Below are 13,353 nucleotides of genomic sequence, written 5' to 3'. Positions count from 1 at the left end.
TTTATTTGTAGATTCTTCTTTCGGTGATGGTTGACACGTCAATGAATAGCTCCCATCAAGGTCCATTATGTAAAAGACACTATTACAACCATTTCATTATAACATAGAATATATAACTTACAATAATTGTGGCAATTCTTTTTTTTGGAACATTTTTTTGCTATTCATTTAAATTCATCGTCGAAATTTTTTCAGCTTCCAAAAGCTGCCCGTAAGCTTCTTCCAACATATCTGTTTTTACATTATACAGTTCTTGAATTTCATTATTGGTAACATCAATCCCGAATAATTGGTAACCATATTTATGAAGAGCTCCCGCCCATAGCGATATATTTGCAGGTTCTGGAGGAAATGGGTATAAAACAAACAAAAACAGCTCCCACAATTCCTTTATTGCTTCATAAAGAGTCGGATTCACATGGCCGAGATGATCTTCTAATCTGTTTAAAACTTGAATCGTAAACGGATCTTCAAAAATATTCGTTAACGTAATGGGATTTACTTCGCATATACGCCCAAATTTTGCAATTACAATTGGTTCTTCAATTTCTTTTTCGCTCAATAATTGCAAGATTAAAGATTGTATGGCTGGATGCGAATGATGATTTGCCAAAATTTTTTTCAGAGGGTCGAGCCAATGACCAATTGACCCTACTTTTCGCAACTGTTGAATTACATATAACTGCTCATTAGCTGTACCATTGTTCAACCGTTCGGACAATTGGTCTAGATCAGACAGAACTTGGGATTTTTTTTGTTCTGCAGCACGATCGCTTGACTTTCTTGAAAACTCTAATAAATGAAACAGTCCCCGTGCATGCTCTTCAGGGATTTTTTCTTCTTCAAACAACACTTCTAATATTGAAACGACTTTATCATACTCACTGAGCTGAATTAATATTGTCATATATATTTGCAATACGTAAAAGTAGTCGCCCACATTTTCGCGCAATAAACGTTCACACTGCTCTTTTGCATCTTCGTATAAACCTAATTCTATTAGACATACAACAATGCCAACTTCAATTTCAGGATGATTCGGTTGTAGAGAACTGCATTGCTTAAAAATTTGCAACGCTTCTTTAAAGCGTCTCTCCTTTAATGCATCCATCCCTTTCGTTAATAGTCGTTCTTCTAAATTGGGAAAAGGAATAATTTTTCCCGCATTCTTTTTACTTTTGTTCTTTTTGTCCATAAAACTCGCCCCGATGCTGGGTATTTTTTAACCTAGTTTATCAAGTTCTTCCGGGAATTACAAATATTCTTGCGAGTTAATTGTGCGTAGACTATTTGAAGGCTTGTTGGAAAGGGGTATGAAAGTTTTAAACAGAGGGTGGAATTTTTAATTCTTTCTTTTGTTTGTCAAACTTGGCAAAAAATAAATGTAGTAAAGGAATAAGGAACAAAAGAGTTCATAAAATAAAAAACCTATTCTTGCCAAGCCATGTCAATCTCTTCGGTAAAGTGAATGGTCGTCAACGTCATCGCTGCAAGGCTTGGCGAAAAACATTTATGAATACTACAAATACAATTCTTTATCGAACTCGTAAAGGGAATGAATAGATAACTTTTGTTGAATGGATGCTTAAAGGATATTCCTTGCGTAAATCAGCCGAAATTGTGGGCGTTACTTGGGTTACATTATTTTATTGGAGACATAAGTTATTATCAGCTATTAAACAAATAGATTTTGAACACTTTGATGGTATTGTTTTAGTGGACGAGACTTATTTTTTGTATTCCCAAAAAGGGCAACTGGGTAATAGCGAACATAATCCACGTAAGCGAGGCGGTAAATCAACTTTAAAAGGGATATTAGTAAGGAACAAGTCTGCGTTTTATTTGCTAGAGACCGAACTTAAGCAACGGTCTCTGAGGTAGCCTGTATGGGACGTGTTTTAAAGAGTAAAGTTGACGATATGATTGGTTCAAAACTTACACCAAATAATGTACTGGTAACAAACTCTTGGAAAATTTATAAAACATATGCAATTGGAAAAGGCATAGAACATTACCGCATTAAATCTGACGGTAAAAAGACCGTTATCAGAGGTTTATTTCAAATCCAAAATGTGAATGGATTACAATTCCCGTTTAAAATAATGGATAAGTCGATTTAATGGTGTAGCATCTAAATACCTTGATAATTACCTTGCTTGGTTCTTGTTTGTAGATAGTCAGTAACGAAAGCACAACACACAATATTAATGAGTTTCTTCTGACATCCTTTATTTTTGAAATGTCAGAAACCTATCAAAGTTTACCTTTATCGAAATTCAAACTGTAATGCTCGTTTGACTAATAGGACTTTCACCCGACTACGAGGACTTACGGTGTTAGGTGAAATAAATTTACCAAACATCACCTTTGGGAATCATTAAAGGAATCTATGAACCTCTTCTAGAAATACTAATATAGGAGGTGTTTAGATGACTACAAAAGAAGAAACACCAGAACAGGAAAGAGAGCGTTTACATCAGGAAGAACAAAAAAAGAATCCTGCTGGAAATTTCAATGACCATCTTACTCTTACACTAGCAGATATGCCTAATACTACTGGAATGAGCGTCAAAGAAATCGGAGTATTAATTCTAATCGTTCTTTTGATTTTTATTGTATATATTATTTATAAGTTATTCTAAAAACGTTCCAAAATGTAAGTTTGGGAGCAGTTTAAAAAGGCAGGAACGTTGATTTATCCAGCGTTTCGTGCCTTTTCTTGTAAATATTTTTGATAACGTATTTTAGACAATTAGCTGAAATAATTGATGGAACTGTAAAAAGCAACATTTAAATTTAACAGAGCCTTCACAAAAAAAGGCATATTCAGAAGCCGAGTATACGACTTACTGAATAGCCCTCAAAAAATTAACCTAACTTTCTCTTTTCTTCATAAGCTGCGATTTGATCAGCATACTGAAGTGTTACATCGATTTCATCCCAACCGTTTAATAAAAGCTCTTTCCAGTAAGGGTCAATATCAAATGAATATTTGTTGTCCCCATCAATTACAACTTGATTTTTAAGGTCGATCGTCAACTCAAAATTAGCATCTTTCGATTTTTCTAACAATTCTTTTACAATTGCTTCATCTAAACGAATTGGAAGCATTCCATTTTTTAAGCAGTTATTATAAAAAATATCAGCAAAAGACGGAGCAATAATAACTTGGAATCCAAAATCGTTTAACGCCCATGGAGCATGTTCCCGTGAAGAACCGCAGCCAAAGTTATGACCGGTAACTAAGATCGTTGCTCCTTTATTTTCCGGACGGTTCAATTCAAAATTTTCATTTTCAGTACCATCATCGTTATAACGCCAATCAAAAAATAAAAACTTTCCAAATCCTGTTCTTTCAATCCGTTTTAAAAATTGTTTCGGGATAATTTGGTCTGTGTCGACATTGACACGATCAAGGCCTGCTACTTTTCCTGTATGAATTACAATTGGTTCCATTATTTCGTTCCCCCCTTCACATTACTGCACGGTTTCTTTCATAAACGTGCGCACATCGACAAAATGACCAGCAATAGCTGCTGCTGCTGCCATTTCCGGGCTAACTAGATGTGTTCTTGCACCTTTTCCTTGGCGGCCTTCAAAGTTACGGTTTGATGTAGAAGCGCAACGTTCTTTCTCAGGAACAATATCAGGATTCATTCCTAAGCACATACTGCAGCCCGCTTCACGCCATTCAAATCCAGCTTCAATAAAGATTTTATCTAAGCCTTCTTTTTCAGCTTCCATTTTTACTTTTTGTGAACCTGGAACTACTAAAGCACGAACACCTGGAGCCACTTTTTTACCTTTTACGATATTTGCAGCGGCTCTTAAATCACTTAAGCGTGAATTTGTACAGGATCCAATAAAGACATGTTGAATTTTTACATCTGTAATTGGTGTGCCTGGTTCCAATCCCATATATTCTAATGCTTGGCGTACTGCTTTTTGATCGGATTCATTTTCGAAGTCTTCCGGGTATGGAATTGTTCCGTTTACAGGTATACCCATTGAAGGGTTCGTACCCCAAGTAACAATTGGTTCGATTTCTTCACCTTTTAATGTAACGACTTTGTCATAAGTAGCACCTTCATCGGTAGCAAGCGCTAGCCATTCTTTTGCAGCTTTTTCAAACTCTTCTCCTTTTGGTGCATACTTTCTTCCTCTTAAATAATTAATGGTCGTTTCATCTGGGCTGATTAATCCTGCTTTAGCACCAGCTTCAATTGACATATTACAAATGGTCATTCTTTCTTCCATCGTCATATTGCGAATGACATCACCTGTATATTCGATAATATGGCCTGTTCCAAAATTGACACCATATTTTGCAATAAATGCCAAAATAACATCTTTAGCCGTTACGCCTGGTCCAAGTTTTCCTGTTATTTCAACTTTCATCGTTTTTGGCTTTACTTGCCAAAGCGTTTGAGTCGCCATCACGTGTTCAACTTCACTTGTCCCAATACCAAAAGCAAGGGCACCAAATGCTCCGTGTGTTGCTGTGTGGGAGTCGCCACATACAATTGTTTTACCAGGTTGTGTTAGGCCAAGCTCTGGTCCGATCACATGAACAATCCCTTGATCAGGACTATTTAAATCAGCAATTTCAACTCCGAAATCTTCACAATTTTGTTTTAATGTTTCAATTTGCTTTTTAGCAATTTCATCTTTAATGAGAAATTTATTATCGGTAGGAACATTGTGATCCATCGTTGCAAATGTTAAATCAGGTCTTCTTAGTTTGCGGTTTTTCAGACGTAATCCTTCGAATGCCTGTGGTGATGTTACTTCATGGACTAAATGCAAATCAATATATAGCAAGGACGGTTTTCCTTTTTCTGAAACCACTTCATGTGCTTCCCAAACTTTTTCAATAATCGTTTTTGGCGTCCCCATACTGTTCCTCCTTTATTTTTTCTCTATTAATAAAATGATGGTGAGTTTTTTTAGAAAAATTGTTTAAAACCACTTTTTAAAAATCGATGCCAGCCATTAAGCGTTGGCTGACATCGATTTGTTTTGTGCGATCTCTTTTATTTGGCGGATAACTTGTTCTACCATTTCTGTCGTTGTAAGTACATATTTTGCTCCATCAGCAATATCAGCTGTCCGATATCCTTGTTCTAACACTTGATTAACAGCTTCTTCAATTGTATTTCCTTCTTCGATAAGATTGAAGGAATACTTCAACATCATAGCAGCTGATAAAATGGTTGCTAATGGATTGGCTTTATTTTGTCCAGCAATATCCGGAGCGGATCCGTGGACTGGCTCATATAGACCTGGTCCATCGGCTGACAAGCTTGCCGATGCTAACATGCCAAGAGAACCAGTAAGCATGGATGCTTCATCACTTAAAATATCTCCGAACATATTTTCAGTAACAATGACATCAAATTGTTTCGGGTTCCTAATTAACTGCATGGCCGCATTATCGACAAGCATATGTTCCAATTCAACTTCTGGATAGTCTTTTGCGACATTATTGGCAATCTCCCGCCAAACTCTGCTTGATTCGAGCACATTCGCTTTATCGACTGATGTCACTTTTTTCCGGCGGATCATCGCCAGATCAAAAGCCTTTCGGATAATTCTTTCAATTTCTTCATTAGTATAAGAAAGCGTGTCGACGACTAACTCTTTTCCGTTTTCTATTCTCCGTTCCCGCGGGGTGCCGAAATAAATGCCCCCAGTTAATTCACGGACAATCATTAGATCGACTCCATCAATGACTTCTTTCTTTAAAGTTGATGCGTCTGCAAGGCTTGGAATAGCTTGAACAGGTCGCAAATTCGCAAACAAGCCCATTTTTTTGCGGATTGCTAGCAGCCCAGCTTCTGGACGCAAAGCTGGTGGATTATTATCCCATTTTGGACCGCCAACGGCCCCTAAAAGAATCGCATCACTATTTTTGCAAAGAGAAACTGTTTCTTCAGGAAGCGGATTGCCGTCAACATCAATAGCTTCTCCACCAATACAGCCGTATTCAAACTCGAATTGATGGTTAAACTGTTCGGCGATCGTTTGCATTACTTGTACGGTTCCTGCTACGATTTCTTTTCCGATTCCATCTCCAGGCAATACTGCAATTTTCTTTTGCAAATGTATTCCTCCTTTCATACTATTTTTCTAACAATCTATTTCAATACGTTTTGCATTTCTTCACGATATTGTTTTTGCACTAGAACACGGTTGACTGCATTAATATAAGCTTTTGCAGAAGCTTCAAGCACATCTTGAGCTGTACCTCTTCCGCTTGCTGTCATATTTTCGAATTCGATTTTTACGAATACTTCAGCAAGTGCATCTCGGCCGCTTGTATTTGCTTGAATTCGGTAATCTTTCAAATGAACAGGAGAACCAATTATTCTTTCTAATGTATTGTAAATCGCTTCTACACTTCCTGAACCCGTGCACGCTTCATGAACTTCTTCGTTTTCAGGTGTTGTCATGGAAATGGTTGCAGTTGTTACTTGGTCAGTAACATACTGTACTTGCAACGTTTTTAATTCATAATACTTAACGGAACTGCCAAGTTTTTCTTCATAAATAAGCGATAATAAATCATCGTCTGTAATTTCTTTCTTTTTATCTGCAAGCTCTTTAAAGGCGACAAATAATTTATTAATTTCTTCAGTTGAAAGTTGATAACCAAGTTCTTCCAAACGATTACGGAAAGCGTGACGGCCTGAATGTTTACCAAGCACCAAATCATTAGATGGTACACCGACTAATTCAGGAGAAATAATTTCATACGTTGTTTTCTCTTTTAAGACACCATCTTGATGGATGCCTGATTCATGAGCAAATGCATTTTTACCAACGACCGCTTTGTTTGGAGGTACGACAACACCAGTAAGCTTGCTTACTAAAGTGCTCGTATTTTTAATTTGCTGCAAATTCAAACCTGTCTTTGCTTGATAATAATCGTTGCGAATATGAAGAGCAACAGCAATCTCTTCAAGAGCAGCATTTCCTGCCCGTTCACCAATACCATTAATTGTTCCTTCAATTTGGTTAGCACCATGCTCGATAGCAGATAAAGAATTGGCAACTGCCATTCCTAAGTCATCATGGCAATGGGCTGATAAAATTACTTTATCAATATCAGGTACATTTTCTTTTAAATAATTGAAAATTTGCCCATATTCTTTCGGTGTTGTATAGCCAACTGTATCAGGAATATTGATCACTCTTGCACCTACTTCAATGACTGCCTGAACAATTTTTGCAAGAAATGGTAATTCGCTTCTCGTTGCATCCTCACAAGAAAATTGAATAATCGGGAATTTTTTAGCAGCGTATTTCACCGATTCAACAGCTGTCTCAAGCACTTGTTCCGGTGTCATTTGCAGCTTATATTGCATATGAATAGGAGAAGTGGCTATAAAAAGATGCAGTCTAGGTTCGGCTCCACCTTTTAATGCGTCCCAGGAAATATCAATATCTTTCATATTGGAGCGTGATAACCCAGTTACAGAGCAGTTGCGAATAGCTTCTGCAATTTCTTTAACTGCACGGAAATCTCCTTTAGAAGAAGCCGGAAACCCGGCTTCAATAATATCAACACCTAAACGTTCCAACTGGCGGGCAACTTCCATTTTTTCAGAAAAGTTCAAGTTAATACCAGCTGACTGTTCACCGTCACGAAGAGTAGTATCAAAAATATTAATTTTTCGCACTAGCAACCACTTCCTTTGGTTTTCTTGGTTTTACAAATGGCATCATTTCACGAAGCTCAGCGCCAACTTTTTCAATTAAATGTTCATTTTCAGCGCGGTTAATCGCATTAAATTCAGGGCGTCCCAATTGGTTTTCTAAAATCCAGCCTTTTGCGAATTTACCAGTTTGAATGTCCTTTAACACTTCTTTCATGCGCTCTTTAACACCCGCATCAATGACGCGTGGCCCTGAAACAAAGTCACCCCATTGGGCTGTATCAGAAATAGAATAGCGCATATTTGCAAGGCCGCCTTCGTACATTAAGTCTACGATTAATTTCAATTCATGTAGACATTCAAAGTAAGCAACTTCTGGTTGGTAACCTGCTTCTACTAATGTTTCAAAGCCTGCTTTTACTAGTGCAGTTGTTCCACCGCAAAGAACAGCTTGCTCACCGAATAGGTCTGTTTCTGTTTCTTCTTTAAACGTTGTTTCAAGAACGCCTGCACGAGTAGAACCGATTTGCTTAGCGTATGCTAACGCAAGCTCTTTCGCATTTCCAGTTGCATCTTGATAGATAGCAATTAATGCAGGAACTCCCGCACCTTCTGTGTACGTACGGCGTACAAGATGTCCTGGACCTTTAGGAGCAACTAAGAATACGTTCACGTCTTCTGGCGGTACAATTTGACCGAAGTGAATGTTGAAACCATGGGCAAATACTAATGACTTGCCAGCTTTTAGTCCTGGTTTAATTTCTTCGTTATATACTTTTGGTTGATGTTCATCTGGTAATAAAATCATGATAATGTCAGCAGCTTCAGCAGCTTCTTTTACAGACATTACTGTATGACCATCAGCTTTCGCTTGTTCTGCAGATTTACCTGGGCGAATACCAACGATTACATCAACGCCGCTTTCTTTTAAGTTAAGGGCATGAGCGTGGCCTTGTGAACCATAGCCAATGATTGCTACCTTTTTCCCATTAAGTACTGCTTCATTTGCATCTCCGTTATAATATACTTTTGCCATGTTTAAATCTCTCCCCTATTTTTATTAATTTTAATTATTCAAATTGAAAATGATTTTTTATTAATGAAGGCTTTATTAAACGAAAATTTAATTAATAAAGCCAAGCTTTAACTAAATTAAAATACTAAATTGAAAATGCTGTATGTCCATTGCTCTTTTTTGAACCGCGGGCAAATGCCGTTGTGCCGGTTCTGGCAATTTCTTTAATACCATAAGGACGAACGAGTTCGATCAGCGCTTCGATTTTTTGGCTATCTCCAGTTACTTGAATGACTAAGGAATCACGGCTGACATCAACGATGCTTGCTCTAAATGGATCAATAATTCCTGCAAGCTCATTTCGTGTTTGTGGATTGCTTACAACTTTAATGAGAGCTAATTCCCTTTCTATAATTGGTTGATCAGTAATATCTTGAACTTTAATGACATCAATTTGTTTATTTAGTTGTTTTGTCAGCTGTTCAGCTTTTGCATCATCTTCTACATTAACAACAAATGTCATTCTTGAAATTTGCGGATTTTCAGTTACACCAACAGTAATACTTTCAATGTTATAGTCTCTTCTTGTAAATAATCCTGTGATCCGGTTTAAAACACCAGGTTGATTATTAACCGTTGCTGTTACAATCCTTTTCATAATTTCACACCTGCCATTTCGTGAATTCCTTTTCCTGGAGCAACCATCGGATAAACTTTTTCCAACGGTGCCACCCGGAAATCCAATAGAACTGGGCCATTATATGCAAAAGCTTCTGTTAAGACATTGGATGCCTCTTCTTCATTCGTTGCCCTTAAAGCTTTTATTCCATAAGCTTCAGCCAACTTCACAAAATCTGGCTGCTCATGAATTAATGAATGAGAATAGCGTTGTTCATAGAACAGTTCTTGCCATTGGCGAACCATTCCTAGAGCACTGTTATTAACAATTACAATTTTGATCGGTAGGTTTTTCTCTTTAATTACTGATAACTCTTGCAATGTCATTTGAAAACCTGCATCGCCGACTATTGATACAACCGTGTCATTTGGACTGGCAAGTTGAGCACCAATCGCAGCTGGCAACCCGAAGCCCATTGTTCCAAGACCACCGGAAGTTACCCATCTGTTAGGTTTATCAAATTTATAATATTGGGCTGCCCACATTTGATGTTGACCGACATCGGTTGTTACAATTGCATTTCCATTCGTTTTTTCATGGATGAGTTCAATTAAACGTTGCGGTTTCAATACATTAATTTCTCTTTTATATTGAAGCGGGTACTCTTCTTTCCAATTTCTTAACTTTTTCAACCAAATTGAATAATCTCCTCTTGCCCCGTCTTCAGCAATTAAAGCTTTTAAAGCTTCTTTCGCATCGGCAACTACCGGAATATGCGTAGGGACATTTTTACCAATTTCAGCAGGATCTATGTCAATATGAACGACTTTTGCATTTGGAGCAAAATGAGCCAAGTTTCCTGTTAAACGATCATCAAACCGTGCTCCGATATTAATGAGCAAATCACATTCATACATAGCCATATTAGCTGTGTATGTTCCATGCATTCCGCCCATTCCTAAAAAGAGTTCATGGTTTCCTGGGAATGACCCTAAGCCTAGCAAAGTATTTACAACTGGCAAATTTTGCTGCTCAGCATAAATTCGTAACTCTTCATGAGCATTTGCATGAAGAACACCTGCACCTGCTAAAATTACCGGTTTTTTCGCAGAGCTTACAGCTTCAACAACTTTCCGAATTTGCAGATGATTTGGAATATAGTTCGGCTGATAGCTCGGAATATTTACTTCAATTTCATCATAATTGAAAGTATCTGTCCCAACGGCAATGTCTTTCGGAATATCGATTAAGACCGGTCCTTTACGTCCTGAATTTGCAATATGGAATGCTTCTTTAATGACTTTTGGAAGTTCTTCAGTTGAGCGTACTTGATAACTGTATTTCGTAATTGGCATTGTAATTCCAATAACATCCGCTTCCTGGAATGCATCAGAACCAATTACACTTGTAGCTACCTGACCTGTAAATACAACTAACGGCAATGAATCCATCATCGCATCCGCTAAACCAGTTACAATGTTCGTTGCTCCAGGACCAGAAGTAACGATTACAACCCCCGGTTTGCCAGTAATACGTGCATATCCTTCTGCAGCATGGATGGCACCTTGTTCATGCCTTGTTAAAACATGATGAAGGCCTGAATCGTAAAATTCGTCATAAATCGGTAAAACAGCTCCGCCTGGATAGCCAAAAATCACTTCTACACCTTCAGCTTTTAAAGCTTCAACCAACATCCTTCCGCCATTCATCTTCTGGGGTATTGCTTTTTCTTGCTCTGCTTTTACATTCGTACCCACTATAAAAGCCTCCTATTTCTTAAATATTTCAATTTAATTGTTAACATTATTCATTTCAAAATATAAAAAACCTTTTCACCCCATATTAGCCCGAAAGCAAAGGGGTGAAAAGGTTTAACTCTCCACGATACCACCCTTAATTGCGATGCTCCTTTCGAAGCACCACCTCATGAGCGACAATGTCCTATAAAAAAACATTGCTACGCTCGTTTTTGTAACGAGTGCTGTGTTCAACACTCGGCCAATCCTACTAGTATCTCCTTTGTGATCGTTCAGATTGACACTCAGAGGTGAGTTCACCATCAGGGACACCACCGGTTTGCACCAACCACCGGCTCTCTATAGATGCGATCCTGAGATTACTTATCCTCGTCAACGTTTTGATTTATTTGAGGATTATCTTACTCCGTAATTTCGTTTCAGTCAACCCTCTTTTTTATAATAATTTGATAATTTTGATAAAACAGAAGTGTCTGTATGCGTTTCCATCTCTTATATATCAACATTTTTACGATTCAAAAAATTTTTCATTTTTTTGTTTTGAAAATTCTATATTAAAATAGTTGGAGGATTAAACACATTCATTATTGTTTACAGCTTAGCCTAAAAAATATAATTTTTATATAATGAAAAAAGACCGAAGAAATTAATCTCCAGTCTTTTTAGTAGCATCTCAGGAGAGATTTAAACTCCCGAACATGCGCCACCAACCCAAGTTGGTGGACAGACTATCGACAAACTCCCGCGGCGGTGGTTACCACGCGGGAGTTTGTCTTCAATCTGAAGCCGCAATTAATCATGACATGGTTTAATATTTTTACCACAGTTCATCACATTTCATTAAAAATCCGGCTTCCATACCATGAGCACCATGGCGGCTAATGGCAAGATGGTTGAAACAATGCCATACATATTCCAACGACGGGAAGCGCGGACAAACTCTTTCGTCACGGCACCTTGATGCAACGAAATGTTCCCTTCCCGGATCATTTTGGCCTGGGCTGGCAACAATACGACCAACCAGATGACGCCGGACAAAACAAACAATCCGTAGGAGAGGCCAAGCCAGTTCAAATCCAATACCGAATAACCGGCGTTTACCGCGAGCAAATGACCCGAAATCAGAATGAGGGCGATGGAAGGAATGGTAAAAACATAATCCGCAATCATAATATTTTTCGCTGTCTGCAACGTCTGTTGCAAATCTTTGCTGTAATCGGCCCTAATTTTCCAGAACGCCACCGTCAGGGAATTCCCCAACAACAATACCACCCCGGTTAAATGTAAAAACAGCAGCAGGTTCACGTTTCACTCCCCCAAAAATTATAATAAACACCGTTCATTAAAAGTCTAAAAAAAATTATGGCTTTAATGCCAGATAAAGCATTTCTTTCGCCTGAGCTGTCAATTTTGCTATTCGTTCTTCCGAAAAAGCGGGAATCTGGATGGCCAGCGCCACAATACCGTGCATGGTTGCCCACAACAAATCGCTGTATGCCTGCGCCTCTCCCGATTTAATGGCGCCCAAATTTTGCGCGTATTTCACCGCATCCAGCAACACCTGAAAGGCTTCCATCCGCGGTGCCTCTTCCCCGTGCCTCGCTTGCAGCAAATAATCGACCCGCCACATAAACATCAACTGATAATATGCCGGGTGGGTTAAACCGAACCGGATATAAGCGTCTCCGATCCGGCCTAACCGTTCCCACGGATCCGACACGCTTTCGGCAGCTTGCGCCAAATCGTTCCGAAAGCGGGTAAAAGCGTCGTCAACAACACAGAACAACAGTTGGTCCTTATCGGTGAAATATAAATACAACGTGGCGGGAGCATAGCCGATCTTTTCCGCCAGTTTTCGCATGGAAAAAGCGTTGTAGCCTTGTTCGATAAACAACTCGCTTGCCGCATTCAACATAAGCTGGCGCATCTGCTCTTTCTGATCCCCTTTTCGCCGTCGTCCGAAAAGTCTGGAAGTTTTATTGTCCGAATTAATCGGGTTGTTCATTCGTTTCCCCCTTTTAATAAACAGTGTTTATTAAAATTTATCAAATCTTTTTTCCTTTTTCAAGAATCATTCCCGTGCGGTCCGAGTCAAGTATTTGTGGACAATTTTTTTATTCCTTACAAATTGGGTTCTATAATTTTTAGTGTTGGTGAATAAAAACCAACACTAATTTTTTTCAAAAAATAATGAGACAAGTGACAAAAACTGATACTTTAAAAAACTAATGCGTGAAATTGATTTCAGCGGCTATCTGGTAGATCTTAATCCTAAATTAAAAGCTTCATACGAGTTATACCATA

Annotated in this window: 11 protein-coding genes, 1 pseudogene and 1 other annotated feature; of the genes and pseudogenes, 2 read left to right on the top strand and 10 right to left on the bottom strand. The window is 38.3% G+C overall.

The genetic code is table 11. The features are described from left to right. Window positions 1-160 precede the first annotated feature (160 nt). Complete coding sequence (locus tag HR057_RS07290) at window positions 161-1,195, bottom strand: tetratricopeptide repeat protein (protein WP_173730780.1); 1,035 nt, start codon at window positions 1,193-1,195, stop codon at window positions 161-163. 248 nt (window positions 1,196-1,443) lie between these two features. Here HR057_RS07290 and HR057_RS07285 point away from each other — a divergent pair. Beyond that, window positions 1,444-2,287, top strand: a pseudogene (locus HR057_RS07285) (IS1595 family transposase); the annotation flags it as partial. Window positions 2,288-2,429: 142 nt separating this feature from the next. After that, entirely contained in the window at window positions 2,430-2,642 is a 213-nt protein-coding gene (locus HR057_RS07280) for a DUF6366 family protein (protein ID WP_173730779.1), read from the top strand. A gap of 226 nt (window positions 2,643-2,868) precedes the next feature. Here HR057_RS07280 and leuD read toward each other — a convergent pair whose 3' ends face one another. The 9 genes from leuD to HR057_RS07235 form a co-directional block, all read right to left on the bottom strand. Beyond that, on the bottom strand, window positions 2,869-3,456 hold the full coding sequence (gene leuD, locus HR057_RS07275; RefSeq protein ID WP_173730778.1) for a 3-isopropylmalate dehydratase small subunit: 588 nt from the start codon (window positions 3,454-3,456) through the stop codon (window positions 2,869-2,871). Window positions 3,457-3,477: 21 nt separating this feature from the next. Beyond that, on the bottom strand, window positions 3,478-4,896 hold the full coding sequence (gene leuC, locus HR057_RS07270) for a 3-isopropylmalate dehydratase large subunit (RefSeq protein ID WP_173730777.1): 1,419 nt from the start codon (window positions 4,894-4,896) through the stop codon (window positions 3,478-3,480). A 96-nt stretch (window positions 4,897-4,992) separates the two neighbouring features. Further along, a complete protein-coding gene (gene leuB, locus HR057_RS07265; protein ID WP_173730776.1) occupies window positions 4,993-6,102 on the bottom strand; it encodes a 3-isopropylmalate dehydrogenase in 1,110 nt (369 codons plus the stop codon). A 35-nt stretch (window positions 6,103-6,137) separates the two neighbouring features. Continuing rightward, window positions 6,138-7,682 carry a 2-isopropylmalate synthase gene (locus HR057_RS07260; protein ID WP_173730775.1) on the bottom strand — a complete coding sequence of 515 codons (1,545 nt, stop codon included), beginning with the start codon at window positions 7,680-7,682 and terminating at the stop codon, window positions 6,138-6,140. Further along, window positions 7,669-8,694, bottom strand: a complete 1,026-nt coding sequence (ilvC, locus tag HR057_RS07255; protein WP_173730774.1) for a ketol-acid reductoisomerase — start codon at window positions 8,692-8,694, stop codon at window positions 7,669-7,671. Before ilvC ends, HR057_RS07260 begins: the two co-directional genes overlap by 14 nt. A 124-nt stretch (window positions 8,695-8,818) precedes the next feature. Further along, window positions 8,819-9,331: an acetolactate synthase small subunit gene (gene ilvN, locus HR057_RS07250; protein WP_173730773.1), complete on the bottom strand. Its 513-nt coding sequence runs from the start codon at window positions 9,329-9,331 to the stop codon at window positions 8,819-8,821. Further along, window positions 9,328-11,001, bottom strand: coding sequence for an acetolactate synthase large subunit (gene ilvB / locus HR057_RS07245; RefSeq protein ID WP_196237884.1), 1,674 nt, complete (start codon window positions 10,999-11,001; stop codon window positions 9,328-9,330). The genes ilvN and ilvB overlap by 4 nt, the downstream gene beginning before the upstream one ends. A 145-nt stretch (window positions 11,002-11,146) precedes the next feature. After that, window positions 11,147-11,434: a binding site (T-box leader), on the bottom strand. Between the two features lie 455 nt (window positions 11,435-11,889). Continuing rightward, window positions 11,890-12,354, bottom strand: coding sequence for a DUF2269 family protein (locus HR057_RS07240; protein WP_173730771.1), 465 nt, complete (start codon window positions 12,352-12,354; stop codon window positions 11,890-11,892). Window positions 12,355-12,409: 55 nt separating this feature from the next. Next, the gene (locus tag HR057_RS07235; RefSeq protein ID WP_173730770.1) at window positions 12,410-13,054 is read right to left on the bottom strand and encodes a TetR/AcrR family transcriptional regulator; all 645 of its coding nucleotides are present in this window, start codon (window positions 13,052-13,054) and stop codon (window positions 12,410-12,412) included. Window positions 13,055-13,353: the final 299 nt, after the last annotated feature.

It is taken from the genome of Calidifontibacillus erzurumensis, assembly GCF_013303125.1.
Taxonomy (GTDB): Bacteria; Bacillota; Bacilli; order Bacillales; family Bacillaceae_J; genus Calidifontibacillus; species Calidifontibacillus erzurumensis.
This window is presented reverse-complemented; position numbering and strand designations above follow the sequence as displayed.